Origin of the sequence: Streptomyces spinoverrucosus, from assembly GCF_006539505.1 — a bacterium.
In the GTDB taxonomy this organism is placed as follows: Bacteria; Actinomycetota; Actinomycetes; order Streptomycetales; family Streptomycetaceae; genus Streptomyces; species Streptomyces spinoverrucosus.
Map to the genome: position 1 here is coordinate 75,344 of NZ_BJND01000017.1, position 26,999 is coordinate 102,342.

General features: G+C 70.3%; 28 protein-coding genes. 22 read left to right on the forward strand and 6 right to left on the reverse strand.

Features of this window, described 5'->3' with window-relative positions:
* Positions 1–41 precede the first annotated feature (41 nt).
* Positions 42–2,498: an excinuclease ABC subunit UvrA gene (gene uvrA, locus SSP24_RS12075; RefSeq protein ID WP_141309518.1), complete on the forward strand. Its 2,457-nt coding sequence runs from the start codon at positions 42–44 to the stop codon at positions 2,496–2,498.
* Positions 2,499–2,533: 35 nt separating this feature from the next.
* Here the strand turns inward: uvrA and SSP24_RS12080 are convergent, their stop codons facing one another.
* Positions 2,534–2,839, reverse strand: coding sequence for a PLD nuclease N-terminal domain-containing protein (locus SSP24_RS12080; RefSeq protein WP_141309519.1), 306 nt, complete (start codon positions 2,837–2,839; stop codon positions 2,534–2,536).
* Between the two features lie 89 nt (positions 2,840–2,928).
* On the opposite strand from SSP24_RS12080, the gene SSP24_RS12085 reads away from it, so the two are divergent.
* From SSP24_RS12085 to SSP24_RS12135, 12 genes are all read left to right on the forward strand, one after another.
* Positions 2,929–4,380 carry a menaquinone biosynthesis decarboxylase gene (locus SSP24_RS12085; RefSeq protein ID WP_141309520.1) on the forward strand — a complete coding sequence of 484 codons (1,452 nt, stop codon included), beginning with the start codon at positions 2,929–2,931 and terminating at the stop codon, positions 4,378–4,380.
* Complete coding sequence (gene mqnP, locus SSP24_RS12090; protein WP_141309521.1) at positions 4,377–5,279, forward strand: menaquinone biosynthesis prenyltransferase MqnP; 903 nt, start codon at positions 4,377–4,379, stop codon at positions 5,277–5,279. Before SSP24_RS12085 ends, mqnP begins: the two co-directional genes overlap by 4 nt.
* 101 nt (positions 5,280–5,380) lie before the next feature.
* Positions 5,381–5,704, forward strand: a complete 324-nt coding sequence (locus tag SSP24_RS12095) for a Uma2 family endonuclease (protein WP_229864969.1) — start codon at positions 5,381–5,383, stop codon at positions 5,702–5,704.
* 31 nt (positions 5,705–5,735) lie between these two features.
* Positions 5,736–6,410: a UbiX family flavin prenyltransferase gene (locus tag SSP24_RS12100; protein ID WP_141309522.1), complete on the forward strand. Its 675-nt coding sequence runs from the start codon at positions 5,736–5,738 to the stop codon at positions 6,408–6,410.
* A gap of 58 nt (positions 6,411–6,468) precedes the next feature.
* Positions 6,469–6,924 (forward strand): Lrp/AsnC family transcriptional regulator, encoded by a 456-nt coding sequence (locus tag SSP24_RS12105; RefSeq protein WP_055707813.1) that lies wholly within the window; start codon positions 6,469–6,471, stop codon positions 6,922–6,924.
* Between the two features lie 39 nt (positions 6,925–6,963).
* Positions 6,964–8,127, forward strand: coding sequence for an aminofutalosine synthase MqnE (gene mqnE / locus SSP24_RS12110; RefSeq protein WP_141309523.1), 1,164 nt, complete (start codon positions 6,964–6,966; stop codon positions 8,125–8,127).
* 26 nt (positions 8,128–8,153) lie between these two features.
* Complete coding sequence (locus SSP24_RS12115) at positions 8,154–8,801, forward strand: UdgX family uracil-DNA binding protein (protein ID WP_141309524.1); 648 nt, start codon at positions 8,154–8,156, stop codon at positions 8,799–8,801.
* A gap of 32 nt (positions 8,802–8,833) precedes the next feature.
* On the forward strand, positions 8,834–9,358 hold the full coding sequence (locus SSP24_RS12120) for a GNAT family N-acetyltransferase (RefSeq protein ID WP_141309525.1): 525 nt from the start codon (positions 8,834–8,836) through the stop codon (positions 9,356–9,358).
* A gap of 80 nt (positions 9,359–9,438) precedes the next feature.
* Complete coding sequence (locus SSP24_RS12125; RefSeq protein ID WP_141309526.1) at positions 9,439–9,738, forward strand: DUF4229 domain-containing protein; 300 nt, start codon at positions 9,439–9,441, stop codon at positions 9,736–9,738.
* 72 nt (positions 9,739–9,810) lie between these two features.
* Positions 9,811–9,915 (forward strand): putative leader peptide, encoded by a 105-nt coding sequence (locus SSP24_RS45300; RefSeq protein WP_346770311.1) that lies wholly within the window; start codon positions 9,811–9,813, stop codon positions 9,913–9,915.
* A 41-nt stretch (positions 9,916–9,956) separates the two neighbouring features.
* Positions 9,957–11,273, forward strand: coding sequence for a dicarboxylate/amino acid:cation symporter (locus SSP24_RS12130; protein WP_141309527.1), 1,317 nt, complete (start codon positions 9,957–9,959; stop codon positions 11,271–11,273).
* Positions 11,274–11,319: 46 nt separating this feature from the next.
* The gene (locus SSP24_RS12135; RefSeq protein ID WP_141309528.1) at positions 11,320–11,964 is read left to right on the forward strand and encodes a TetR/AcrR family transcriptional regulator; all 645 of its coding nucleotides are present in this window, start codon (positions 11,320–11,322) and stop codon (positions 11,962–11,964) included.
* Positions 11,965–12,121: 157 nt separating this feature from the next.
* Here SSP24_RS12135 and SSP24_RS12140 read toward each other — a convergent pair whose 3' ends face one another.
* Positions 12,122–13,147, reverse strand: a complete 1,026-nt coding sequence (locus SSP24_RS12140) for a MaoC/PaaZ C-terminal domain-containing protein (protein WP_373866238.1) — start codon at positions 13,145–13,147, stop codon at positions 12,122–12,124.
* Between the two features lie 266 nt (positions 13,148–13,413).
* On the opposite strand from SSP24_RS12140, the gene SSP24_RS12145 reads away from it, so the two are divergent.
* Positions 13,414–15,363: an AMP-dependent synthetase/ligase gene (locus SSP24_RS12145; RefSeq protein WP_141309529.1), complete on the forward strand. Its 1,950-nt coding sequence runs from the start codon at positions 13,414–13,416 to the stop codon at positions 15,361–15,363.
* Between the two features lie 11 nt (positions 15,364–15,374).
* On the opposite strand, the gene SSP24_RS12150 is transcribed toward SSP24_RS12145, so the two are convergent.
* Together SSP24_RS12150 and SSP24_RS12155 are read right to left on the reverse strand one after the other, a co-directional pair.
* Entirely contained in the window at positions 15,375–16,067 is a 693-nt protein-coding gene (locus SSP24_RS12150) for a class I SAM-dependent DNA methyltransferase (protein WP_141309530.1), read from the reverse strand.
* 189 nt (positions 16,068–16,256) lie between these two features.
* Positions 16,257–16,460 (reverse strand): cold-shock protein, encoded by a 204-nt coding sequence (locus tag SSP24_RS12155; RefSeq protein ID WP_003992177.1) that lies wholly within the window; start codon positions 16,458–16,460, stop codon positions 16,257–16,259.
* A gap of 297 nt (positions 16,461–16,757) precedes the next feature.
* On the opposite strand from SSP24_RS12155, the gene SSP24_RS12160 reads away from it, so the two are divergent.
* From SSP24_RS12160 to SSP24_RS12185, 6 genes are all read left to right on the forward strand, one after another.
* Positions 16,758–17,606 (forward strand): menaquinone biosynthetic enzyme MqnA/MqnD family protein, encoded by an 849-nt coding sequence (locus SSP24_RS12160; RefSeq protein WP_141309531.1) that lies wholly within the window; start codon positions 16,758–16,760, stop codon positions 17,604–17,606.
* Between the two features lie 72 nt (positions 17,607–17,678).
* The gene (locus SSP24_RS12165) at positions 17,679–19,316 is read left to right on the forward strand and encodes a serine/threonine-protein kinase (protein ID WP_141309701.1); all 1,638 of its coding nucleotides are present in this window, start codon (positions 17,679–17,681) and stop codon (positions 19,314–19,316) included.
* A gap of 44 nt (positions 19,317–19,360) precedes the next feature.
* Positions 19,361–20,080, forward strand: a complete 720-nt coding sequence (locus tag SSP24_RS12170) for a prepilin peptidase (protein ID WP_141309532.1) — start codon at positions 19,361–19,363, stop codon at positions 20,078–20,080.
* A 129-nt stretch (positions 20,081–20,209) separates the two neighbouring features.
* Positions 20,210–21,409, forward strand: a complete 1,200-nt coding sequence (gene mqnC / locus SSP24_RS12175) for a cyclic dehypoxanthinyl futalosine synthase (RefSeq protein ID WP_141309533.1) — start codon at positions 20,210–20,212, stop codon at positions 21,407–21,409.
* A 1-nt stretch (position 21,410) separates the two neighbouring features.
* Positions 21,411–22,013, forward strand: a complete 603-nt coding sequence (locus SSP24_RS12180; protein ID WP_141309534.1) for an amidohydrolase family protein — start codon at positions 21,411–21,413, stop codon at positions 22,011–22,013.
* Positions 22,014–22,084: 71 nt separating this feature from the next.
* Entirely contained in the window at positions 22,085–22,777 is a 693-nt protein-coding gene (locus SSP24_RS12185; RefSeq protein ID WP_141309535.1) for a demethylmenaquinone methyltransferase, read from the forward strand.
* Between the two features lie 9 nt (positions 22,778–22,786).
* On the opposite strand, the gene SSP24_RS12190 is transcribed toward SSP24_RS12185, so the two are convergent.
* Together SSP24_RS12190 and SSP24_RS12195 are read right to left on the reverse strand one after the other, a co-directional pair.
* Positions 22,787–23,119, reverse strand: coding sequence for a PASTA domain-containing protein (locus tag SSP24_RS12190; protein ID WP_268255079.1), 333 nt, complete (start codon positions 23,117–23,119; stop codon positions 22,787–22,789).
* Between the two features lie 93 nt (positions 23,120–23,212).
* Positions 23,213–23,719: a GNAT family N-acetyltransferase gene (locus tag SSP24_RS12195; RefSeq protein WP_141309536.1), complete on the reverse strand. Its 507-nt coding sequence runs from the start codon at positions 23,717–23,719 to the stop codon at positions 23,213–23,215.
* 97 nt (positions 23,720–23,816) lie between these two features.
* Here SSP24_RS12195 and SSP24_RS12200 point away from each other — a divergent pair, with 97 nt between their 5' ends.
* Together SSP24_RS12200 and SSP24_RS12205 are read left to right on the forward strand one after the other, a co-directional pair.
* Complete coding sequence (locus tag SSP24_RS12200) at positions 23,817–25,109, forward strand: geranylgeranyl reductase family protein (RefSeq protein WP_141309537.1); 1,293 nt, start codon at positions 23,817–23,819, stop codon at positions 25,107–25,109.
* A gap of 177 nt (positions 25,110–25,286) precedes the next feature.
* Positions 25,287–26,984 carry a hypothetical protein gene (locus SSP24_RS12205; protein ID WP_141309538.1) on the forward strand — a complete coding sequence of 566 codons (1,698 nt, stop codon included), beginning with the start codon at positions 25,287–25,289 and terminating at the stop codon, positions 26,982–26,984.
* Positions 26,985–26,999: the final 15 nt, after the last annotated feature.

Below are 26,999 nucleotides of genomic sequence, written 5' to 3' on the forward strand. Positions count from 1 at the left end.
CAGAAAGTCCCAACCAGGACTTCAATGAAAGACTTGAAGCCATGGCCGACCGCATTCACATCAAGGGCGCCCGACTCCACAACCTCAAGAACGTCTCCCTCTCCCTCCCCAAGAACAAGCTGGTCGTACTGACCGGACTGTCCGGCTCCGGCAAGTCCACGCTCGCGCTCGACACCCTCCACCGGGAGGGGCAGCGGCAGTACATGGAATCGCTGGGCATGGTCACCGGTCTGGTGAGCCGGCCGTCGGTGGACTCCATCACCGGGCTGTCCCCGTCGATCAGCGTCGACCAGCACCTCACCAACCGCAGCCCCCGCTCCACCGTCGGCACGGTCACCGAGGTCTTCACCTATCTGCGGCTGCTGTGGTCGCGGATCGGGGTGCGGCCGTGTCCCTTCTGCGGGGAGCGGATCCCGCCCTCGCACTCGTACGCGTACGACGAGGACGCCGAGCCTGAGTCGGTCCCCTGCCCGCACTGCGGCGCCGCCGTCCCCGAGTTGGTCATGGGCACGTTCTCCTTCAACAAGCCGGCCGGTGCCTGCCCCGACTGCACCGGGCTGGGGGAGGTGATCCGGGCGGACGTCCGGCACCTGGTCGACGAGGAGCGGTCGGTCGCGGCCGGGGCGGTCGTGGGCTGGCATCCCAAGGTGACCGAGCGGAGCACGCAGCTGCTGCGGGCGGCGGCCCGGCACTATGGCCTCACCTTCGACCCGGACACGCCGGTACGCGAACTTGAGCCGCCCGTACGCCAGTTGCTGCTGCACGGTGTCGAATCGGCCGAGTTCAGGCAGTACTTCCCCGACACCCCTCCGCCCGCCACCGTCACCGCCGGCCGCTTCGAAGGCGTGGTCACCGCGCTGATGCGGCGCTACGCCGAGCGGATCGACGACGTCGACTACCGGGAGAAGACCGAACGCCTGATGGTGAAGGAGCCGTGCGGGGCGTGCGCGGGGGCGCGGCTGCGGGCGGAGAGCCGGGCGGTGATCGTGCAGGGCCTCGGCATCGTTGAGGCGGCCCGCCTGTCACTGACCGAACTCGCCGCCTGGCTGGGCGGATTGCGCGGCCGGGTCACACCGGACGAGTGGCTGTTCGTGGAACCCGTCGTCGCGGACCTCACCGAGCGGGTGCGCCGCCTGGTCGACGTCGGCGTCGGCTACCTCACCCTCGAACAGCCCACCCCCAGCCTGTCCGCGGGCGAGACCCAGCGGCTGCGGCTGGCCGCGCTGCTGGGCTCGGGACTGACGGGCGTGCTGTACGTCCTGGACGAGCCGACGATCGGCCTGCACCCGGCGGACACGGCCCGCCTGATCGGCGTCCTGCGCCGGCTGCGCGACCTCGGCAACACGGTGCTGGTGATCGAGCACGACCTGGAGGTGCTGCGCGCCGCCGACCACGTCGTGGACATCGGGCCGGGCGCGGGACGGGACGGCGGCCAGGTGGTCGCCGAGGGCACACCGGGGGAGGTCGGCCGGACCGAGGGCTCCCTGACCGGCGCGTATCTGTCCGGGCGGCTGCGTGCGCCGGTGTCCAAGGGGCGCGGGGACGCGGACCGGGCGCTGCTCGTGCTGGGGGCCCGCGAGCACAATCTCAAGGACGTCACCGTACGGATCCCGCTGGGCCGTCTGGTCACGTTCACCGGACCCTCCGGCTCGGGGAAGTCGACGCTGCTGCTGGACATCGTGGGCCGCGCCGCCCACCGCCACTTCCAGGGGGGCGGCGACCGGCCCGGCGAGCACGACGGCATCGACGGCTGGGAGCATCTCGGCAAGGTCGTCACCATCGACCAGGAGCCGATCAGCCGGGTGCCGCGTTCGAACGCGGCGACGTACTCGGAGGCGTTCACCCCCATCCGGGAGACGTTCGCGGCGGCCTCGGGCGGGCGGCTGACCCCCGGCCACTTCTCCTTCAACGTCCCGGGAGGCCGCTGCGAGCGCTGCGAGGGGGCGGGCGTACTGACCGTCCACATGCACTTCCTGCCCGCCGTGGAGGTGCGCTGCCCCGCCTGCCAGGGCCGCCGCTTCCGGAGCGAGGTGCTGTCCGTCCGCCACGACGGCCATGACATCTCAGAGGTGCTGGAGTCGACGGTCGACGAGGCACTGGACCTCTTCGCCGACGTCCCGGCGGTCGCCACCCGGCTGCGCCGCATGTCGGACGTGGGCCTCGGCTACCTGCCCCTAGGCCAGCCCGCGACGACGCTCTCGGGCGGCGAGGCCCAGCGCATCAAGCTCGCGAAGGAACTGGGACGCCGGGCCGCCGCCCACACCCTCTACCTGCTCGACGAACCGACGACCGGCCTGCACGCCGCGGACACCTCCCGCCTCGTGGACGTCCTCCAACGCCTCGTCGACGCGGGCCACTCCGTCGTCACCATCGAACACAACGAGGACGTGATCGCGGCATCCGACTGGCTGATCGAACTGGGCCCGACGGGCGGCGGGGCGGGCGGCACGCTGATCGCGCAGGGACCTCCGACACGGGTGGCCGCGCCGGGAGCCTGATCGATGCTCTTGGAACGGCACCTACGGATGCCGTGTCAGTTGTCCTCGCCGTCCTTCTTCTTGTCCTGGTCCTGGTCCTCGTCCGACAGCGACTTCAGGAACTCGGGGTTGTCGTCCGGCGCCACCCACTCGCGTCGGCCTCCGGTGCGGCCCGCCGCCGGGCGGCGCTGCTTGCCTGCGATCAGCCAGGAGATCGAGCCGACCAGCGGGAACAGGAGCACCAGGATCGCCCACAGGGGCTTCGGCATGTGCCGGATGTCCTTCTCGTCGGTGCTGATGCAGTCGATGAAGGCGTACACGCTCAACGCCAGCGGTACGACGAACATCAGGATCCGGAGCATCGGCGGTCACCTCGTGGAACGGCGGTCGGGGGCCGCGCGCACGGCCCCCGTGACGGGGCCAGGGTAGCCCCTCGGGGATACTGGGCCCCATGGCTTACGACGATCTTCGCTCCCTGCTCAGGGCACTGGAGCGCGAGGGGGACCTGAAGCGCATCAAGGTGGAGGTCGACCCGTATCTGGAGGTCGGGGAGATCGTCGACCGGGTGCAGAAGGCGGGCGGGCCCGCGCTGCTCTTCGAGAAGGTGAAGGGGTCGTCGATGCCCCTCGCCATGAACGTGTTCGGGACCGACCGGCGGCTGCTGAAGGCGCTGGGCCTGAAGTCGTACGGCGATATCTCCGACAAGATCGGCGGGCTGCTGAAGCCCGAGCTGCCGCACGGGTTCGTCGGCGTGCGCGAGGCCTTCGGGAAGCTCGGCGCGATGACGCACGTACCGCCGAAGAAGGTGAAGGACGCTCCGGTGCAGGAGGTCGTCCTGACCGGGGACGACGTGGACCTGGAGCAGCTGCCCGCCCTGTTCACCTGGCCGAAGGACGGCGGCTCCTTCTTCAATCTGGGGCTCACGCACACCAAGGACCCGGAGAGCGGCGTACGGAATCTCGGTCTGTACCGCCTCCAGCGGCACGACAAGCGCACCATCGGCATGCACTGGCAGATCCACAAGGACAGCCGCAACCACTACCAGGTGGCGGCGCGGCGCGGGGAGCGGCTGCCGGTCGCGATCGCCTTCGGCTGCCCGCCCGCCGTGACGTACGCCTCCACCGCCCCGCTCCCCGGCGACATCGACGAGTACCTGTTCGCCGGGTTCATCGCGGGCAAGCGGATCGAGATGGTCGACTGCAAGACCGTGCCGCTACAGGTGCCGGCGCAGGCGGAGGTCGTCATCGAGGGCTGGCTGGAGCCCGGCGAGATGCTGCCCGAGGGGCCGTTCGGCGACCACACCGGTTTCTACACGCCGCAGGAGCCCTTCCCCGCGCTGAAGATCGACTGCGTGACGATGCGGAAGCGGCCGCTGCTGCAGTCGATCGTCGTAGGCCGACCCCCGACGGAGGACGGACCCCTGGGGCGGGCGACCGAGCGGTTCTTCCTCCCCCTGCTGAAGATCATCGTGCCGGACATCGTGGACTACCACCTGCCCGAGGCAGGCGGTTTCCACAACTGCGCGATCGTCTCCATCGACAAGAAGTACCCCAAGCACGCGCAGAAGGTGATGCACGCGATCTGGGGCGCGCACATGATGTCCCTGACCAAGCTGATCGTGGTGGTCGACGCCGACTGCGATGTGCACGACCTGCACGAGGTCGCCTGGCGGGCCCTCGGCAACACGGACTACGCCCGCGACCTGACGGTCGTAGAAGGCCCGGTCGATCATCTCGACCACGCGTCCTACCAGCAGTTCTGGGGCGGCAAGGCGGGCATCGACGCGACGAAGAAGTGGCCCGAGGAGGGGTACACGCGCGACGGGGGCTGGCCCGACATGGTGGAGTCCGATCCGGAGACGTCGGCGAAGGTGGACCGCCGCTGGAGGGAGTACGGCCTGTGAGTTCCGCTTCTGCCGCGATTCCGCAGCCGGGCCGCACCAAGGCGTTCCTCCGCCTGGTGATGATCGAGCACTCGGTCTTCGCGCTGCCCTTCGCCTACATCGCCGCGCTCACGGCCATGTTCCAGTGGGACCGGAACATCCACTGGGGCCGTCTGCTGCTGGTCACCATCTGCATGGTCGGTCTGCGCACCTTCGCCATGGCCGTCAACCGGATCATCGACCGCGAGATCGACGCGCGGAACCCCCGCACGGCCCACCGCGAGCTGGTCACGGGCGCGATGTCGGTACGACACGCCTGGACCGGCGCGCTGGTCGCCCTGGTGGTCTTCCTGGGCGCGGCGGCGCTCCTCAACCCCCTGTGTCTGGCCCTCGCCCCCGTCGCCGTCATCCCGATGGTGGTCTACCCCTACGGCAAACGGTTCACGAACTTCCCCCAGGCCATCCTCGGCCTCGCCCAGGCCATGGGCCCGGTCGGCGGCTGGCTCGCGATCTCCGGCGCCTGGTCCTGGGACGCGGTGATCCTCGGCCTCGCCGTGGGCATCTGGATCGGCGGCTTCGACCTGATCTACGCCTGCCAGGACGTCGAGACCGACCGCGAGATCGGCGTCATGTCGGTACCGGCCCGCTTCGGCGTCCCGGCGGCGATCTGGGGGGCGCGGGTCTGCCACGCGGTGACGACGGGGTTGTTCGTCTGGTACGCCCTGGCCACCGACGCGGGCGCGTTCTTCTGGCTGGGCCTGCTGATCGTCGCGGGCGCGTTCGTGTACGAGCACACGATCGTCCGCCCGCACGACCTGTCCCGGGTGAACAGAGCGTTCTTCAGCGTCAACGGCTTCATCGGCATTGCCCTGTTCGTGTGCGCGCTGCTGGATCTTCTGGTTCGGGGGCTGACGGTGTGAGACGGGCGAGCCCGGTCACGCCGGACCGCGGCAGCACGGTTCACCAGGTCTGGGTAAGCCTGGAAGCGCAGGTAGGGACGGAGTGAGGGATTGTCAGCGACGTGGCCTTTCCGTTCGACGACGACAACGAGTTCTGCCCCGATCTCGCCGTCATCCCGGCTGATGCGGTGGCTGAGAACCGAAGCGCATATACGCCCGACCTGATCGAATGCGTCGCCGAGGTGGTTTCCCGCAGCAGTATCCGCCGCGACTACGAGTACAACCCCCGCTGGTACGCCTCCCGCGGCATTGCCAACTACCTGATCTACCGAGGCCGCGACACCCTCGCATACGGCCCCGACGTGACCGTCGACTCGCCGCTCGGCAAGCTGACGATCCCCACCACGCACCTCCCCGTCGATCCGAAGGCGCCCCACCGGTCCTGAAGACCTTTCCGCCCACCGGTACGCTCAAGATGTGAACGCAGGGGAATCGCAGCGCGCGCCTTGGATCGTGGGGGTGTCCGGAGCATCCGGTACGCCGTATGCGGCTGCCGTGCTGCGTGCGCTGCTGGACGCCGGGGAGAGCGTCGACCTCGTCGTCAGCCGGGCCTCGCGGCTCACCCTGCTGGATGAGACCGGGCTCTCCTTCCGGGACGCGCACTGGCAGGAAGACCTGCGGGAATGGCTGTCCAGGGGGGCCGACGGGAAACCGGACACCTTCGCCGTGCGGCTCGACGGCGTACGGCACTGGAGCGCGGGCGACCTGGCCGCCGGGCCGTCCTCGGGGTCGTACCCCGCGAAGGGGATGCTGATCGTGCCCGCGTCGACCGCCTGCGTCGCCGGAGTCGCCCTCGGCCTGTCCAAGGACCTGCTGCAACGGGCCGCGAGCGTCACCTTGAAGGAGGGGCGTCCGCTGGTCGTCGCCGTGCGGGAGGCGCCGCTCGGCGGGCAGACGCTGCGGCACCTGGTCTCCCTGGACGACGCCGGCGCGACCGTCGTACCCGCCTCACCCGCCTTCTACGCGGGCGCCACCCACATCCAGGACCTCGTCGACTTCGTCGCCGGACGGGTCCTCGACGCGGCCGGCGTCCCCCACACGCTCTACCGCCGCTGGGCGGGCGAACTGGGCGGCGGGTCACGCACCACCTGAGCCGCAGCCTCACGTACCAGGAACTCGTCAGACCTCTTCAGTGGAAGGCTTCGATCGCATGGACGCCGTGGACAGGCAGCTCATCCAGGCCCTGAGGGAGAACGGCCGGGCCTCCTACGCGGAGCTGGGGCGCCTCGTCGGCCTGTCGGGGCCCAGCGTCACCGACCGCATCAACCGGCTGGAGGCGGCCGGCGTCATCACCGGCTACCGCGCCACCGTGAACGCCGCCTCGCTCGGCCTCGGCGTCACCGCCCTGATCGGCATCTCGCTCTCCGACGCCGCCGACCACGAGGACGTGGCGCAGCGGCTGAGGGACCTGCCGGAGATCGAGGACTGCTGGTTCATCGCCGGTGACGACTCGTTCATGCTCAAGGTGCGGGCCACCGACGTGGACGGGCTGGAGAAGATCATCCGGCGGCTGAGCGGGACCAAGGGTGTGTCCCGGACCCGTACCACGATCGTGCTGTCCACCAAGTGGGAGAACCGGGTGGGTGAGCTGCCCGAAGAGGTCTAGGCGTACGGTTGGCGGAGTCTGTCTGAGAGAGGTGTGCGCATGGACGTCGGGCTCAAGCGCGAGCTGGAGGAGAAGGTCAGGGCGGGCGTCCGCCTGACTCGCGAGGACGGCATCGCGCTGTACGAGTCGGACGACCTGGCCTGGCTCGGCGGCCTCGCCCACGAGGTGCGCACGCGCAAGAGCGGCGACGTGGTCCACTTCAACGTCAACCGTCACCTCAACATGACCAATGTGTGCACGGCTTCGTGCGCGTACTGCTCCTTCCAGCGCAAGCCGGGCGAGAAGGACGCGTACACCATGCGCATCGAGGAGGCCGTCAAGCTCGCCAAGGCGATGGAGGCCGACAACCTCACCGAGCTGCACATCGTCAACGGGCTGCACCCCAACCTGCCGTGGCGGTACTACCCGCGGTCGCTGCGCGAGCTGAAGGCAGCTCTGCCGAACGTCTCGCTGAAGGCCTTCACCGCGACCGAGATCCACCACTTCGAGACCATCTCCGGGCTGAGCGCGAGCGAGATCCTCGACGAGCTGATCGACGCGGGCCTCGAATCCCTCACCGGCGGTGGCGCCGAGATCTTCGACTGGGAGGTCCGGCAGCACATCGTGGACCACCGGACCCACTGGGAGGACTGGTCCCGCATCCACCGGCTGGCGCACGAGAAGGGGCTCAAGACCCCCTGCACCATGCTGTACGGCCACATCGAGGAGCCGCGTCACAGGGTCGACCACGTGCTGCGGCTGCGCGAACTCCAGGACGAGACCGGCGGGTTCCAGGTCTTCATCCCGCTGCGCTACCAGCACGACTTCGTGGACATGAAGGACGGCAAGGTACGCAACCGGCTGCAGGCCCGGACGACCATGGCGACTCCGCTGGAGGCGCTGAAGACCTTCGCGGTGTCGAGGTTGTTGTTCGACAACGTCCAGCACGTCAAGGTCTTCTGGGTGATGCACGGCGTCCAGACCGCCCAGCTCGCGCTCCAGCACGGCGCGGACGACATGGACGGCTCGGTCGTCGAGTACAAGATCACCCACGACGCCGACAACTACGGCACGCCGAACAAGCTCACCCGCGACGATCTGCTGGACCTGATCCGGGACGCGGGCTTCCGCCCCGTGGAGCGGAACACGCGGTACGAGATCATCCGGGAGTACGAGGGCCCGGACCCGGCGCGTCGGGAGGCGCCGCAGCCGATGCGGGTGTGAGACCTCAGGTGGGTACTCGGGACGCCGTGAGCAAGGCACCCGAGGACCAGTACACCGCCGAACCCTTCGTGCCGGCGAAGGCCAGGAGTCTCAACACCCTGCGTGAGGCCGCCGCCGGCTGCCGAGGTTGCCCGCTGCACCGCGACGCCACGCAGACCGTCTTCGGCGCCGGGAACGCGCACGCGCGCGTGATGCTCGTCGGTGAACAGCCCGGCGACATGGAGGACCGCGAGGGCCGACCCTTCGTCGGCCCGGCCGGGCGGCTGCTGGACCGCGCGCTGGACGAGGCCGGGATCGACCCCGGCGACGCGTACGTCACCAACGCCGTCAAGCACTTCAAGTTCACCCAGGCGGAACCCCGTAAGCGGCGGATCCACAAGGCGCCCAGCCTGCGGGAGATGACCGCGTGCGGGCCGTGGCTCGCCGCCGAACTGGCCCTCGTCGAACCCGAGCTGATCGTCATCCTGGGCGCCACCGCGGGCAAGGCGCTGCTGGGCTCGTCGTTCCGGGTGACGCAGGTGCGCGGGACCGTACTGGAGGAGGAGATCCACGGGCGGCGCGAGCGGCTGGTGCCGACCGTGCATCCGTCGTCGGTGCTGCGCGCGGACGACCGGGAGGCGGCGTACCGAGGGCTGGTCTCGGATCTGAAAGTGGCGGCGCGCGTGCTTGCTTAATAGGCACTTTGTGTAATAGGTACTATGCGCGCATGTCCCTTACCTCTACGCTCGACCCTGCCGTGGATCCCGACCTGCGCGACGGCCTGCTCGACCTGTGGACGGACGTGTCCAACGCCGACGGGGCCGTCGGTTTCGTTCCGCCCGTGACGCGGGACGCCGTCCGCCCCGAGTTGCTGAAGCACCTCGTCGCCATGGCCGAGGGCCGCACCCGGCTGCTCGCCGGATACGACGAGGACGGCCGGGTCGCCGCCACCGCGTTCCTCACTTTCAACACGCACCGGCTGATGACGCACTGGGTGTGGCTCTACACGGTGATGGTGCATCCACGGCACCAGGGCAAGGGTTACGGCCGGGACCTGATGGCCGCCGCGGCGGACGCGGCCCGGACGTTGGACGGGATCGAGGCGATACGGCTCACCTGCCGGGGCGGGCTGGGACTGGAGCACTTCTACGGTTCCTGCGGTTACAAGGAGGTCGGCCGCATCCCCGCCGCGATCCGGGTCGGCCCCGGCGACGACCGCGACGACGTGATCATGCTGCTGCCGCTGAACTGAGCGCCGTACCCCCCTCCAAGATCGACGCACGGGCGTGCTTCACTGGAGGTCCCTTTTGGAACCGGAAGAGTGGGATTGAGATGCTCCGCTACACGCTGATGCGCCTCGGGATCTTCGTGGGCTGCCTCGTGGTCGTCTGGGGTCTCGTCTACTCCGGTGTCGCCCCGCGCGGTCTCGGTGCCTCCAACGGCATCTGGGTCGTGCTGCTCTCGCTCGTCATCTCCGCGCCGATCAGCTTCGTCGTGCTGCGCAAGGAGCGGGACCGGGCGTCCGCGCAGATCGTGCGGAAGGTGGACAGCGTCAAGGCAAACCTTGAGGCCAACCGCAGCCAGGAGGACGTGGCGGACGACGCGGCGCGTGCTCAGGGGCAGGCTTCCTAAGGACATCCCGGCTGTGGGCCTCTCAAAGTAAGGCTTTGGGGTTCTCAAACTTCAAGTGTTACGGTTTCTGGCATGAAGCCAGCAGTCGTGTCCGTTGACGCGCCGCGCAGCGTTCCGCTCGTGGCGCGTCTGCACGTGGACCTCTGCCGGTGCGCGTCCGCGAACTGTCGCCTTTGACGTCTCTGTCGCCTGCGCACCCCTTCCTTCTCTTACGGAGCATGTCCGTGTCCGCGAACACGAAGTCTTTCAAGCTGCCCTTCAAGCTGCCCCTCAAGGCGCCCTTCTGGGCCCAGATACTCCTCGGTCTCGTCCTCGGCGTCCTGCTCGGCTGGATAGCCAGGAGCCAGGACGTGTCCTGGCTCGTCACCACACTCGAAAAGGTCGGCGACACCTTCATAGGCCTGCTGAAGCTCGCCGTCGCCCCGCTCGTCTTCTTCGCGATCCTGGTCTCGATCACCAACCTGCGGAAGGTCAACAACGCGGCCCGCTTGGCGTCCCGCACCCTCCTCTGGTTCATGATCACCTCGTTGATCGCGGTGGCCATCGGCCTCGTCATCGGCCTGGTCACCAACCCCGGCGCCGGTACCGGCCTCACCCCGAGGGACGGTGAGCTGCCCGAGAAGACCGGCTCCTGGATCGACTTCCTGACCGGCATCGTGCCGACCGACGTGATCACGCCGTTCACCGAGCTGAACGTGCTGCAGATCGTCTTCATGGCCGCCGTCGCCGGGATCGCCGCCCTCCAGCTCGGCGAGAAGGCCCAGCCGATCCTCACCCTGAGCGAGTCCGTCCTCGAACTCCTGCAGAAGGCCCTGTGGTGGGTCATCCGGCTCGCCCCGCTCGGCACCGTCGGCCTCATCGGCACCGCCATCGCCACCTACGGATGGGACCTGATCGGCCAGTACGCCACCTTCACCGTCGACATCTACGTCGGCTGCGCGATCGTGCTGTTCGGGGTCTACCCGGCGCTGCTCGCCACCGTCGCCAAGGCCAACCCGCTGCAGTTCTTCAAGGGCGCCTGGCCCGCGATCCAGCTGGCCTTCGTGTCCCGCTCCTCCGTCGGCACCATGCCGCTGACCCAGAAGGTCACCGAGCGGCTCGGGGTGCCGCGCGAATACGCGTCCTTCGCGGTGCCGTTCGGCGCGACCACCAAGATGGACGGCTGCGCCGCGATCTACCCCGCCATCGCCGCGATCTTCGTCGCGCAGATCTTCGACATCCAGCTCGGGATCGGCGACTACCTGCTGATCGCGTTCGTGTCGGTGGTCGGCTCCGCCGCCACGGCCGGTCTCACCGGTGCGACGGTCATGCTGACCCTCACCCTCTCGACGCTCGGCCTGCCGATGGAGGGCGTCGGTCTGCTGCTCGCCATCGACCCGATCCTGGACATGATGCGCACCGCCACGAACGTGGCCGGGCAGGCGCTGGTGCCGGTCATCGTCTCGGCCCGCGAGGGTCTGCTCGACCGCGAGGCGTACGACAACGCGGGCAGTTCGCCGGTGGAGGAGCGCGAGCGGGTGGCCGTCGCCGCCTGACCGGTACTGTCCTGACGCGCGCCGCGCGGACCGTACGCTAAGCCGCATGGGTGCCGTGAAGACCAAGCGGATGCCGCGTGCGGTCCGTGAGCAGCAGATGCTGGACGCCGCCGTACAGATCTTCGGGCAACGGGGGTACATCGCGGCGTCGATGGACGACATCGCCGAACTCGCGGGCGTGTCCAAGCCGTTGGTGTACCTCTACCTCAACTCCAAGGACGACCTCTTCACGGCCTGCATCCGCCGGGAGGCCCAGGCGCTGTTCGCCGCCGTCCGGGCCGGTGTCCGGCGGGAGCTGCCCGCCGACCGTCAACTCTGGGACGGGCTGCTGGCGTTCTTCACACACACCGCCGAGCACCCCGACGGCTGGTCCGTGCTGCACCTTCAGGCCCGCACCCACGGCGAGGCGTTCGCCGCCGAGGTGACCGCGATGCGCGCGGACATCGTCGCTTTCGTCACCCAGCTCATCGCCGAGGCCGCCCGCTCTGCGCACCGCGATCCCGACCTCCCCGAGCGCGAGGTCGCCGGTTTCGCCGAGGCCCTGGTCGGCGCCGCCGAGTCGCTCGCCGACTGGGCCAACGCCACCCCGGGAGTGACGGCCCGGCAGGCGGCGGCCACCCTGATGAACTTCGCCTGGGCCGGGCTCGGCGAGCTCATGGCCGGGCGGCGCTGGTCACCGCCGGGCGCGTAAAGCGAGCGGCTGCACCGCTCCGCTGACGTGCAGCCGGTCTCCCCGGCGCACTTGCGGTCTCCGGAGACGGCGGCATAACGCCGCCCGATGTCGGCACCGAGCCGCCATCGGTGCGTGCGGGCAGCGGCTTGCGCTCCTGAGCCCCGCGCGGCGCTGGTCACCGCCGGGCGCGTAAGGCGAGCGGCTGCACAGTCCCGCTGACGTGCAGCCGGTCTCCCCGGCGCAGTTCGAAACGCCCGCCCTCCGTGGCGTACTCCACCGTCCCCGGCAGCGGCACCGGCGCCCGGAACTCCGCCCGGACCAGCACCGCTTCGGGCGTGCCGTGCGCGGCGAGACAGCGGGCCACGGTCCACATGCCGTGCGCGATCGGGCGCGGGAAGCCGAACAGGCGGGCGGTGAGCGGGTGCAGGTGGATGGGGTTGCGGTCACCGGAGACGGCGGCGTAGCGCCGCCCGATGTCGGCACCGAGCCGCCATTCGGTGCGCGGGGGCAGCGGCTTGCGCTCCTGGGGCCAGGGCGGCGGTGCGTCGCTGGGGCGCGGTGGGGTGTGCTCTTCGGGCCCGGGCGGCGGTGCGTCGCCGGTGTGCGGTGGGGTGTGCTCTTCGGGCCCGGGCGGCGGTGCGTCGCCGGTGCGTCGCGGTGGCGTGTGCTCCTCGGGCCGGGCCTGCGGTGCGTCGCCGGTGCGCAGTGACCTGTGTTCCTCGGACCCGGCCTGCGGTACGCCGTCGGTTTGGTGCCGGGCCAGATACGTGCTCCGCGACTCCCAGACGACCTCCCCGCCGGCCAGCGCCTCGGTCACCACCGTCGCCTCCGTCCCGCGCCGATGCGGGGCCAGTCCGGTGATGTGGACGGCGAGTTCGTACTCCCCGGTGGCCGAGAGGGCGGTGTGGCGGGTGAGTTCGATCGAGGTGTGGACCAGGCCGAGCAGCGGCAGCGGGAAGTCCCGGCCGCCCATCAGCCGCATGGCCAACGGGAAGGCCAGGACGTGCGGGTAGGTGAGGGGGAGGTCGTCGTCGCCGGTGGGGAAGCCGCAGACCCGCTCGTAGGCGGTGAGCCGGTCCAGGTCGACCCGGACGCCGGAGCGGACCAGCCGGGTGCGGGGGAAGTCGGCGTCCTGGCGCGGGCGTTTGAAGGGGGAGCGGAGGGCGCCGGTGACGAGGGGGAGGTGGTCAGCCATGGTCATACCGGTTTCCTCACCCTGTCCTCCCTGTTTTACTCCTGAGTAAGGTTACCGGAGGTAAGGCCAAGCGCCGCAAGCCCTCGGGACTCCACAGGCCCATCCCCGGAACCTCTTGGAACCCGCACAATCTCCCCACGTGGGAGCCGTACCATCTGCCACCTGACCGCCGGCGGCGCCCCCAGCGCGCACCGCCGGTGAACGCCGCCGTACGCGCCCCGCGTACTTCATGCAGCGGAGCCGTACCGCGCTGCAGGCCCCAGGAGCTGCCCATGCCCATCTCGTATTCGTCATCGCCTTTACCGCATCAGACGTCCGCGTCGTCGCTCGAATACGACCCGGACGGCGGGCCGGTCCTCGTCGAGCCCGAGATACGGCGGCTGGACGGGGAGGTGCGGGAGGCGGCCGTACCGCCGCTGGTGCCACCGGTGTCGCACGGCTCGCTGGCCGATCTGCCGTTCGAGAACGCGGCCGTGGCGCCCGAGCACCCGGTGCTCAGCCGGCGTGACGGCGACGGGCGGTGGGCGGATGTGACGGCGGCGGAGTTCGCCGCGCAGGTGCTGGCCGTCGCGAAGGGGATGATCGCCGAGGGGCTGGCGCCGGGCGACCGAATCGCGATCATGGCGCGGACGTCGTACGAGTGGACCCTCCTCGACTTCGCGGCCTGGGCGGCCGGGCTGGTGACCGTCCCGGTGTACCCGACCTCATCCGTCTTCCAGATCCGCTGGATCCTCCAGGACTCCGGCGCGGTCGCCCTGGCGACGGAGACGGCCGGCCAGGCGGCGGCGCTCGGGCCCGAACTCCCGCACCTGCCCGGCCTGCGGCACCTGTGGGTCATCGACAAGGGCCACGTGGACCGGCTCGCGGAGCTGGGGGAGCCGGTGCCGGACCAGGAGGTCGACGTACGCCGGGGCATGCTGGGCCCGGACACCCTCGCCACCGTCGTCTACACCTCGGGCACCACCGGCCGCCCCAAGGGCTGCGCGCTGACCCACGGCAATTTCCTGGCGGAGGTCGACAACGCGATCGAGCTCCTCTACCCGGTCTTCAAGGCGCGGACCAGCGAGGAGGCCTCCACCCTCCTCTTCCTGCCGCTGTCCCATGTCTTCGGCCGGATGGTGGCCGTGGCCTGCGTGCGGGCCCGGGTCAGGCTGGGGCACGCGCCCAGCCTGAAGTCGGAGGACCTGCTGGCGGATCTGGCCGCGTTCCGGCCGACCTTCCTGCTGGCCATCCCGTACATGTTGGAGAAGGTCTACAACGGCGCCCGCGCCACCGCCGAACGCGGCGGCAGGGCACCGGCGTTCGACCGCGCGGCGAAGATCGCCCGCCGTTACGGCGAGGCGGTGGAGGCCCGGGCGAGCGGCACCGGCCCCGGTCCCAGCACCTCCCTGAAGGCGTCCCGCGCCTTCTACGACCCGCTGGTCTACCGCCGGATCCGCAACGCCCTCGGCGGCAGGGTCCGTTACGTCATCTGCGGCGGCTCCCCGCTCGGTCGTGACCTGGCGGCGTTCTACGCGGGTGCCGGCATCGACGTGTACGAGGGATACGGGCTGTCCGAGACGACCGGCGCGGCGACCGTGACACCGCCACTGAAACCCCGGCTCGGCACGGTCGGCTGGCCGCTGCCCGGCACGCGGGTGCGGATCGCGGCGGACGGCGAGATCCTGCTTGCCGGGGGCCAGGTCTTCCGCGGCTACTGGGACCCGTACCGGGGCGGGGTGGTCCCGGCGTCGCCGGACGGCTGGTTCCCGACGGGCGACATCGGCCGGCTGGACGACGAGGGCTACCTCGTCATCACCGGCCGCAAGAAGGAGATCCTGATCACGGCGGGCGGCAAGAACATGGCCCCGGCGCCGCTGGAGAACTGGCTCCGCTCGCACCCCCTGATCTCCCACTGCCTCGTCCTCGGCGACCGCCGCCCCTACATCACCGCCCTGATCACCCTCGATGCCGACGGCATCGCCCACTGGCGGCAGATGAACGGCAAGCACCCGGTGCCGCCCGAACTCCTCGTCGACGACGAGGACCTGCGCGCAGTCCTCCAGCGGGCGGTGGACGAGGCCAACAAGCTCGTCTCCCGCCCGGAGTCCATTCGCCGCTTCACCGTCCTGCCCACGGACTTCACGGAGACGGCGGGCCATCTGACGCCGTCGATGAAGGTGCGCCGGGAGGCGATCCTGCGGGACTTCGCCCGGGAGGTCGACGCCATGTACGGGGGGTGAGTCAGGTCATATCAGTGCTCCGTGTCGGTGCTCCTTGTCGGTGTTTCTGCGGGGTTCCTGCGGGCGATCAGGAACGCCTGTGGGGTCGTCTCGGTGAGGGCTTCCGGGTCGGGTTCCCGGATCGTCCGGGAGTGGAGTGTGAAGCCCGCCTCCGTCAGGCGGTCGCTCATGTACTCCGGGCGGCGGCGCAGGAAGTCCAGGGACACCGGATGGCCGAAGGGCTGGTCGAGGCGGCGCGGGGCGTCGCCCGCCTGGAAGGCGATCAGGAGGTGGCCGCCGGGGGCGAGGACACGGGCGTACTCCTCGAACAGGGCGGGGAGCCGGTCGGTGGGGGTGTGGATGGAGGAGTAGAAGGACACCACGCCCGCCAGGTGGCCGTCCGGGATGTCCATGTCCAGCATCGAGCCCTGCTCGAAGCGCAGGGCGGGGTTCTCGCGGCGGGCGACGGCGAGCATCGCCGCCGAGAGGTCCAGGCCGAAGACTTTCAGGCCCAGCGAGGCGAGGTACGCCGTGACCCGCCCGGGCCCGCAGCCCAGGTCGGCCACCTCGCCGTCGCGGCCGACCAGCTCGGCGTACGCCGTGAGGATCGCCCGCTCCAGCGGCTGCGCGGCGAGTGGGTCACGGAAGTGGTGGGCGTAGTCCTCGGCTATCGCGTCGTAGAAGTGCTGGACGGTTTCCGTGCGGGTGAGCGCCTCTTCGGTCATGGGGCGTGACCGTACTGCCCGGCACTGACAACGGGACGGTTTTCCGTCACGCCCCGGCCGCCGGGGACAGCGATTACTTCCTGGGAATTCCCGGAGAATTCATCTTCCCGATGTGCCGGAAAGGCAGGAGCCCCGTCGCCGGACGGCGCGGGGCTCCTTGGGTACTGCACTCGATCCTGGATCAGAGGATCAGACCGGGGTGACGTTCTCCGCCTGCGGGCCCTTCGGGCCCTGGGTGACGTCGAAAGACACCTGCTGGTTCTCCTCGAGGGAGCGGAAGCCGCTCGCGTTGATCGCGGAGTAGTGGACGAAGACGTCGGGGCCGCCGCCCTCCTGGGCGATGAAACCAAAGCCCTTTTCGGCGTTGAACCACTTCACGGTTCCGGTAGCCATAAGCCCTCCTTGGGCTCAAAAGGGTTGCCCTGCTCCAGAACCAGCAAGTGTGAAGATTTGAGTTCTGCACAACTGCATATGTCTGAGAACGACGAGAGCCCGCGGTCACATGCTCCGCAGGCTCTGTACTGCAAGGGAAACCAAACTGCAACTTGCGATGAGCCTAGCACGCAGGCAGCCGAAAGCAATAGGGGCCAAGATCACGTCACCCGAATGTTTGAACGCCGCGTCGACGCTGACGTCGGGGAGGCCACCCCGGAAGGCTGCACCCTACCCCACGGGGTCTAGCCTCTCGACGTGGACATTTCTCGCACGCGGCCGCGCGTCGGCCACATCCAGTTCCTGAACTGCCTGCCCCTCTACTGGGGGCTCGCCAGGACGGGGACGCTGCTGGACTTCGAGCTGACGAAGGACACCCCGGAGAAGCTCAGCGAGCAGCTGGTGCGGGGGGATCTCGACATCGGGCCGATCACCCTCGTGGAGTTCCTGAAGAACGCCGACGATCTCGTCGCCTTCCCTGACATCGCCGTCGGCTGCGACGGACCGGTGATGTCCTGCGTGATCGTCTCCCAGGTCCCGCTGGACCGGCTGGACGGCGCCCGGGTGGCCCTCGGCTCCACCTCGCGCACCTCCGTACGCCTCGCCCAGCTGCTGCTGGCGGACCGCTTCGGCGTACGGCCCGACTACTACACGTGCCCGCCCGACCTCAGCCTGATGATGCAGGAGGCCGAGGCCGCCGTACTCATCGGCGACGCGGCCCTGCGGGCGAACCTGCACGACGGGCCGCGGTACGGCCTCGCCGTGCACGACCTCGGCGCGCTGTGGAAGGAGTGGACCGGGCTGCCGTTCGTCTTCGCCGTATGGGCGGCCCGCCGGGACTACCTGGAGCGCGAGCCCGACATCACCCGCAAGGTGCATGAGGCGTTCCTCGCCTCCCGCAACCTCTCCCTGGAGGAGGTCGCCAAGGTCGCCGAGCAGGCGGCCCGCTGGGAGGCCTTCGACGAGCAAGTCCTGGAGCAGTACTTCACCACCCTCGACTTCCGCTTCGGCGGCCCGCAGCTGGAGGCCGTGGCGGAGTTCGCCCGCCGGGTCGGGCCGACGACCGGGTTTCCGGCGGATGTGAAGGTGGATCTGCTGCGGCCGTAGTACGGCGGCGGCCATCAGTACGCCGATACGCTGCGGGCAGTGGAGGCGTACGGGGGAGAGGGGGCGGACGCCATGCAGCCGCTCGGCGTCGACGAGCCCACCACCATCGGGCCCTACCGGCTGCTCGGCCGGCTCGGTTCCGGCGGTATGGGCCGGGTGTATCTGGGCCGCAGCGCGGGCGGCCGTACCGTCGCGGTGAAGATCGTCCACCCGCATCTCGCGCTCGACGAGGAGTTCCGCGCCCGCTTCCGCCGTGAGGTGGCGGCCGCGCGGCGGGTGGGCGGCGCGTGGACCGCGCCGGTGCTGGACGCGGACCCCGAGGCGCCGGTGCCGTGGGTGGCCACCGCGTACGCCGCCGGGCCGTCACTCGCGGCGGCGGTCGCGGACGGCGGTCCGCTGCCCGCGCATTCGGTACGGGCACTGGGGGCGGGCCTGGGCGAGGCGCTGGCGGCGGTGCACGAGCTGGGCCTGGTGCACCGGGACGTCAAGCCGTCCAACGTGCTGCTCACCCTGGACGGGCCGCTGCTCATCGACTTCGGTGTCGCACGCGCCCTGGACGGCACGGCGTCGCTCACGTCGACCGGGGTCTCGGTCGGCTCGCCCGGTTACATGTCGCCGGAGCAGATCCTGGGCAAGGGCGTCACGGGGGCGGCGGACGTCTTCTCGCTGGGTGCGGTGCTGGCGTACGCGGCGACCGGAGTGCCGCCGTTCCCTGGGGACTCCTCGGCCGCGCTGCTCTACAAGGTCGTGCACGAGGAGCCGCAACTCGACGCCCTGGAGGGAGAGTTGCGGGAGGTCGTCGCGGGATGCCTGGCGAAGGAGCCGGGTGCGCGGCCGGCTCCGGCGGACGTGTCCCGGCGGCTCGCGCCGGAGGGGGCGGCGCGGCTGGTGGCGGGTGGGTGGTTGCCGGGGGCGTTGGTGGAGCGGGTGAGTCGGGGGGCTGTGGGGCTGCTGAATCTGGAGGCGGCGGGGGCGGAGACTCCTTCTGCGGAGGCTTCTTCTTCGGGGCCGGTGGAGTTCAGCAGTCCGGCGGTGGGTGCGGGGGCCTTCGGCCCGCCGCCCGTGATGCCGGAGCCCCGCCGGGCGGAACCGGAGGACAACGTTCCCCCCTCGGGCAAGCGGCCCGGCAAGGTCTCCGTGAGTGTCGCGGCGACGGCTGCGCCGGAGGCCGACGGGCGGGGCAGGCGAGTGAGCTGCACGGTGGCGCTCGCCGTCGCCGGGGCGTTCGCGGCGGCGACGGTCGGCTCGGTCTTCGTCTTCGACCTGCTGCCCGGCGAACGCCGGGACAGCGCGGGCGATTCCGGCCCCCACGACGCCTACTCCCCGGCCCCGAGCGCCAGCCTGAGCACCGGCCCGTCCGGCATCCCGACCCGCTACCTCGGTACTTGGGAGGGCCAGGGCACTGCCCTCGACGGCACGCTGCCCGCGGGCACGTTCCGGGTCACCGTCCAGCAGGCCGAGGTGGGCGAGGAGTTGGGGCAACTCCGGCAGACCGACCAGCTGGGCGGCGTCTGTATCGACGTACTGACCCTGAAGCAGGTGACGGAGAAACAGCTCGTCGCCAGGTCGGTCGGTGCGAAGGGCAACCACGGCGGCTGCAACCAGGAGCCCACGACGGTCCGCCTCGTCCCGACCGGTGACGACCTCACGTATGAGTCGGACAGCGCGCGGTCCGGGTATCCGAAGGCCCGGATGTCGAAGGTGAAGTAGTCCCTCCGGCGCGGCAGCGGGGGACGGACAGGGGGTGAGCGGGCTTGGGTGAGGGGCTGCTGGTCGCCGTCGCGCTGGGCTGGGGCGCGGTGGCGGGGGCGCTGCTGCCGCGGGCCGCGTACCGCTTCTCCGTGCCGCCCGACGAGGCGTGGCGGGACCGGTGTCCGCGCGGGCATCCGATCCGGGGGTGGATCGGGCGGGCGTGGTGCGGCGAGTGTGAGGACCTCGGCCCCGGTGTCCCGCTCCTCGTCACCGTCACCGCCCTGCTCTGCGCTGCCCTCGCCGCCGTCACCGGCCCCCGTCCCGAGCTGGCCGTATGGCTGCTGATCACGCCCGTCGGCGTGCTGCTGGCCGTCGTGGATCTGCGTGTGCGGCGGCTGCCCGATCCGCTGACCCTGCCCCTCGCAGCCGCCACCCCTGCCTTGCTCGGCGTGGCCGCGCTCGCGCCCGGGCACGCCGGGTACTGGGCGAGCGCTCTGCTGGGCGCCCTCGGCCTGGGCGGGTTCTACTTCCTCCTCTTCCTGATCAACCCCGGCGGCCTGGGCTTCGGCGATGTGAAGGTGGCAGTCGGTGCGGGGGCCGTGCTCGGGTGGTACGGGTGGTGGCCCGTGTTGCTGGGGACCTTCGCCGCGTTCGCTTGCGGGGCGGTCTACGGCGGTGTCCGTGCCGTCGTACGGAAGACGGGGCGCAAGACCGTGATCCCGTTCGGGCCGTTCCTGCTCGCGGGCGCCTATGCCGGGCTGCTGCTGGGGGCGGCGGGCTGAGCGTGGGGTGGGCCGAGGGCCGGGCGGGCTGAGGGTGGGCCGAGGTCGGGCGGGCTGCGAGCAGGGCGGGAAAGTGGCTGGCGTAGGCTGGTTCAGTCCGTCCACGACCCTTGACGAAAGGGACACCCGGTGACCGAGAAGGCCGACCTCCAGTCCGTTCTCGAACGTGCCGCCGCGGGCGGACGGATCACCCCGGAGGAGGCGCTCGACCTCTACCGCGACGCCCCGCTGCACGCGCTTGGCGCCGCCGCCGACGCCGCCCGTCGCCGTCGGTACGCGGGCACCGAGCACATCGCGACGTACATCATCGAGCGGAACATCAACTACACGAACGTGTGCGTCACGGCGTGCAAGTTCTGCGCCTTCTACGCCCCGCCGAAGGACAAGGCGAAGGGCTGGACCCGCGATCTGGACGACATCCTGCGCCGGTGCGCGGAGACCGTCGAGCTGGGCGGGACGCAGATCATGTTCCAGGGCGGTCACCACCCGGACTACGGCGTCGAGTACTACGAGAAGCACTTCGCGGCCATCAAGAAGGAGTTCCCGCAGCTCGTCATCCACAGCCTGGGGGCGAGCGAGGTCGAGCACATGGCCCGCATTTCCAATGTGACGGTCGAGGAGGCCATCCAGCGGATCAACGCCGCCGGCCTTGACTCCTTCGCCGGGGCCGGCGCCGAGCTGCTGCCCGAGCGGCCGCGCAAGGCCATCGCCCCGCTGAAGGAGAGCGGTGAGCGGTGGCTGGAGATCATGGAGACCGCCCACCGGCTGGGGGTCGAGTCCACGTCCACCATGCTGATGGGGACCGGCGAGACCAACGCCGAGCGGATCGAGCACATCCGGATGATCCGTGACGTACAGGACCGCACGGGCGGCTTCCGGGCCTTCATCCCGTACCTCTACCAGCCGCAGAACAACCACCTGAAGGGCCGCACCCAGGCCACCATCTTCGAGTATCTGCGGATGATCGCGATCGCCCGGCTCTTCCTCGACAACGTCGCCCACATTCAGGGCTCCTGGCTCACCACCGGCAAGGACGCCGGGCAGCTGACCCTGCACTACGGGGCCGACGACCTCGGCTCGGTGATGCTGGAGGAGAACGTCGTCTCCGCGGCCGGTGCCAAGCACCGCTCCAACCTGATGGAGATGATCGAGATGATCCGGGGGGCGGACCGGGTCCCGGCCCAGCGCAACACGACGTACGAGCACCTCGTCGTGCACGACGACCCGGCGAACGACCCCGTCGACGAGCGCGTCATGTCCCACATCTCGTCCACCGCGATCGAGGGCGGCACGGCTCATCCGGAGCTGAAGCTGCTCGCCTCCAACTGAGTTGCTCACGGTTCACGCGGACTCCAGGGGGCGTGCCCTGGCCGTGCGCGGCGAGTGGGTCATCGACGCCGGTTCCCTGGACGAGCTGGCCGCCGCCCATCCGCTCGCGCGCGTGCGGCAGTGGCCCGGCATCCTCACCTCCGGGCTGGTCAACCTGCACGGGCCCGAACTGCTGGAGCAGGCCTACCACCCCGACCCGCGCGAGGCCGACGAACTCGGCATCGAACCGTTGACCGGGGACGCCCTCGCCGCGCTCGCCATGGACGAGGCGCGGTGGGGTGCCAGCGCGCGGCGCGGACTGCAGCGGATGCTGGCGCGCGGGACCGTCGCGGTGGCGGGGACGTTCAGCAACCGGGCCGTGGTGACCGCCGTACGGCGGTCCGGGATCGGCGTGGTGGGGCGGCTCGGCGTGCCCGGTGGGGTGCCCTCGCTGGACCCGTTCGAGGCCGGGCTGCAGGTGGAGTTCCCGCCGCCGCGCGAGAGCGGGTCCGCCGCGCGGTTCGCCGTGTTCGACGTACGGGACGAGGCGGAGCTGGCCGAGCGCGGGGGCGGGAGCTGTGTGGTGACTGTGGTGGCGGGACGGCTGGTGTACCGGCGCCGATGAGCGTCACCCCGAGAACGCCTCCCCGAACGCCCCCGAACTCTGCCGTGAACGCGAACTGCAAGAATGGGCCCGTGACCCGCGCTTCCCTGAACAAGCAGCCGCACGAAGTCGCCTCGATGTTCGACGACGTGGCGGAACGGTACGACCTGACGAACGATGTGCTGTCGCTCGGCCAGGACCGGGTGTGGCGCCGGGAGGTCGCGAAGGCGGTCGACGCGCGCCCCGCGCAGAAAGTGCTGGACCTCGCCGCCGGTACGGCCACCTCCTCGCTGCCGTTCACGCGTGCGGGCGCGTACGTCGTGCCCTGCGACTTCTCCCTCGGCATGCTCCAGGTCGGCAAGCAGCGTCACCCCTGGCTGCCGCTGACGGCGGGCGACGCGACACGGCTGCCCTTCAAGGACGACGTGTTCGACGCCGTCACCATCTCCTTCGGGCTGCGCAACGTGCAGGACACGGACGCGGCGCTGCGCGAGATGTACCGGGTGACCCGGCCGGGCGGGCGGGTGGTGATCTGCGAGTTCTCGCATCCGACATGGGAGCCGTTCCGCAAGGTCTACACCGAGTACCTGATGCGGGCGCTGCCGCCGGTGGCCCGTGCGGTGTCGTCGAACCCGGACGCGTACGTCTATCTCGCCGAGTCCATCCGCGCCTGGCCCGACCAGCCCGCGCTGGCCGAGCGGCTGCGCAAGGCCGGGTGGTCGAAGGTGGCGTGGCGGAATCTGACGGGTGGGGTGGTGGCTCTGCACCGGGGGTTCAAGGCCTGACGCCCAGGCCTACCTGATGGGCTGGAATGCGTCTCCGGGCTGGTCGAGCTCGCGTTCCATGCCGCCCCTCGGGGGCCTCGGCAGCCGCGGTTCCCGTACGCCCCCGCCGCCCTCGCCGTCCCCGAAGTCGAACCACACGGTGACCACCGCGCCGCGCGGCACCTCGACGCCGGGCAGCGGGTACTGCCGTACGACATAGTCCACGACGATGAGATGGAAGTCGGGCCGGTCGGGTGCGGCGAGCAGCACTCCCTGTGCCTCGGCTGCCTCACGGGCGTCCACGGCCATCAGTCCGACGAGCTTCGGCACGCGCACTTCGGGCGTCTTGCGTGTTATGCGCACAGATGTCACCCCCAGAGGTACTGGCAGGGTAACCGCCCGGGGGTGCCGTCCGGAAGCATCAAGTGTCTTTCCGTAGCCGACTGTTACTCTCTGTTATAGATCCAGTCGGTAGCAGTGCCCCAACTTGTCGGTTTCGGGGCTGGTGAAGGTCTCGGCGAGGCGCATACCGAGTCGCTCGATGACCGCGATCGACCGGGTGTTGCGCGCGTTGACCATGGCCACCACGCTGCCGACGCCCGCCGCGCGCACCCGCTCCAGGGTCATCCGCGCGGCCGCCGTGACGTACCCCTTGCCCCAGTGTTCCCGGCCGAGCCGCCAGCCGATCTCGATCTCGCCCGCCGGTCCCCACGGGCGCGGCCACGGCTGGGCGCCGGTGAAGCCGATGACCCGGTCGTCGGCGTCGAGCATCGTCCACAGGCAGAAGCCGAGTTCGGCGTCGTGCCTGCGCTGGCGGGCGGTGAGCTCCTCGTAGACGGACAGCTCCGCGGACTTGCCGCCGTGGAACTCCATGACATCCGGGTGGTCGAACACCCGGTGCCAGGCGACGGCGTCCTCGTCGGTGGGGACACGCAGCCGTACCACGGGGAGAGCTCGGTTCACTGGGTATCCCTTCGGCCGGGTGATCAATTCTGCTGAATAGACTGCCCATGTCCAGTGCCGGTCGGCACACAGATTTCGAACTTGGGGAGATCCCGCCGTGGCCGAGTCTCTGACGGACAACACCGCCGATGTGATCGTCGTGGGCGCCGGCCCGGCCGGCTCCACGACGGCGTACCACCTCGCCAAGGCCGGACTGGACGTACTGCTCCTGGAGAAGACCGAGTTCCCGCGCGAGAAGGTGTGCGGCGACGGGCTCACCCCCCGCGCCGTCAAGCAGCTCGTGGCGATGGGCATCGACATCTCCGAGGAGGCCGGCTGGCTGCGCAACAAGGGCCTCAGGATCATCGGCGGGGGTGTGCGGCTGCAGCTGGACTGGCCGGATCTCGCCTCCTTCCCCGACTACGGACTGGTCCGCAAGCGCGACGACTTCGACGAGCAGCTGGCCCGGCAGGCGCAGAAGGCGGGCGCGCGGCTGTACGAGCGCTGCAATGTGAGCGCGCCGATCGTGGACGAGCGCACGGGCCGCATCACCGGCGTGCACGCCAAGCTCGGCGACTCCGGGGACAAGCGCGAGGTCACCTTCCACGCGCCGCTGGTCGTGGCGGCCGACGGCAACTCCACCCGCCTGTCCCTCGCGATGGGCCTGCACCGCCGCGAGGACCGTCCGATGGGCGTCGCGGTGCGGACGTATTTCGAGAGCCCCCGCCACGACGACGACTACCTGGAGTCCTGGCTGGAGCTGTGGGACCGCCGCGGTCCCGGCGAGGACCGGCTGCTGCCGGGCTACGGCTGGATCTTCGGCATGGGCGACGGCACCTCGAACGTCGGTCTCGGCGTCCTCAACACCTCCGAATCCTTCAAGGAACTGGACTGGCGCGAGGTCCTGAAGGCTTGGTGCGCATCCATGCCCGAGGACTGGGGCTACACCCCGGAGAACATGACCGGCCCGATCCGCGGCGCCGCCCTGCCGATGGCCTTCAACCGCCAGCCGCACTACACGCGAGGCCTGTTGCTCGTCGGCGACGCCGGCGGCCTGGTGAACCCCTTCAACGGCGAGGGCATCGCCTACGCGATGGAATCCGGCCAGATCGCCGCCGACGTCATCGTCCAGGCGCACGCGCGCTCGACTCCCGCGGGGCGGGAGATGGCGCTCCAGCGCTACCCGCGCGTCCTCAAGGACACCTACGGCGGCTACTACACGCTGGGCCGCGCCTTCGTGAAGCTCATCGGCAACCCGAAGGTCATGAAGATCGCGGCGCAGCGGGGCCTGTCGCACCCGATGCTGATGAAGTTCACCCTGAAGCTCCTCGCCAACCTCACCGACCCGACGGGCGGCGACGCGATGGACCGCATCATCAACGGGCTGTCGAAGGTGGCCCCGAAGGCGTGATCCGCGAGTCCCATGCGGGGCGTTGAGGACCGTCGGGGTCCACGGGCGTTCGATGTTGGTGGGGTATGCGGGAATGTGATCCCGCTGTGATGTACCTGTGGACAACGGACCGGCTCCGGCTCAGGTCGATAGGGGTGTGCCCGCCCGGGCACACCCCTATCGACGAGAGAGCACCCGATGACACTCAAGTCAGCGCGGCCGACGCGGCTGTTCAGATCCGTGGGCCTGCTGGCCGCCACGGGTCTGGCCGCCGCCGGCCTCGTGGGAACCGCCCAGGCCGCGCCCGCGCCGCTGCCTGTGAAGATCACCGGCGAGGACCGGGTCGACCTGTCGCTGAACTCCGGCAACGGAGACGACTCGGAGCCGCAGGTCGACCTGCGGCTGAACGTCCCGGGTGAGGAGTTCGACGGCGACGGCGTCATCCCGCCCGTGTTCACCGGCGACTACACCATCCGTATCGACGCCTCCGAACTCGCGGGCGTCGCCTCGGTGAAGCTGCCCTGCGACGCCGACGGCCTCGTCGCGGTCTGCAGCGGCTACGAGCTGTACGCCGGCGAGACCTACAACCGCCTTGGTGGCATCCGGCTCGACATCAACGGCGACAGCCAGGCCGGCGACTTCGGCACCATCAAGGTGACCGGCGAGGGCGAGGGGCTGGAGTTCACGCCGCTCGACATCGACGTACTGGTGGGTGGCCCCGAGTTCGTGAACCGCCGGCTGTCGCTGCCCGCCGACCTCAAGGCGGGCGACACCTACGCGGCGCCCGTGGGCCTGTACAACAAGGGCGCCATGGACTCCGAAGGCGCGGTACTGCGCTTCCACGGCTCCCGGGGCCTGTCCTTCCCCGACTCGTACGGCAACTGCGCCTACGCCGAGGTGACCACCGGACCGCTGCTGCACCAGGGCACGGACGCGATCTGCACCTTCCCCGACACCATCAAGGCCGGGACCGCGTACGCGCTGACCGAGCCGCTGAACGTGAAGACCGCCGACTTCGCCCTGTACGACGTCTTCACCTACTCCTTCAGCGCGATCAGCCCGACCGAGGCGAAGAGCCTGCGCGAGGCCAAGGACTACCAGCCGGGCAACGGCCCGGACCTGAAGCTGAAGGAGGTCCCCGGCGCCGACCCGGCGGACTACTCCCGCTACGCCGAGCTCGACCTGCCCGCGACGAACACCTACGACCTGGAGCTGACCGGCGCGTCGCTCAAGGGCGCGGCCGGTGACACCGTCAAGGCGAACCTCGGCTTCCGCAACAACGGCCCGGCCTGGTTCAGCGCCCTGCGCTCGGGCGGTGAGCCGATCGGCTTCACGGTGGAGGTCCCCGAGGGGGCGACGGTCACCAAGGCTCCGCAGTCCTGCCGTGAGACTGAGATCGCCGAGGGCACCAGGGGTTACCTCTGCTGGGTGGACACCCCGCTGCTGGAGGACGCGGAGCTGAGCTTCCCGTTCGAGCTGCGCATCGACCGGGTCGTGGAGAACGCCAAGGCGAAGGTGGCGCTGCCCGATGGGGACAACCCGTCCGAATCCGACAAGTCCAACGACATCGCCTGGATCGTCCTCAACGCCTCCGGCGGCGAGGGGTCCACGGACGGCGGCACCGGCTCGTCCGACGGCGGCACGTCGAACGGCGGCACGTCGGGCGGCGGTTCCTCGTCCTCCGGCACGGACGGCGGCTCCGGCTCCGGCGGCACCACGGGAGGTGACTCTTCCGGCGGCGACTCCGGAGCCGACACCGACGGCGGTCTGGCCCTCACGGGTGCCGGTGGCGTGACGCTGATCGCCGGTGGCGCGATCCTCGCGCTCGGCCTGGGAACGGGCCTGGTGCTGTTCCTGCGCCGCCGCGCGGGGCAGAACGGCGGCACCACCGCCTGACAGCCCCTCATTCCT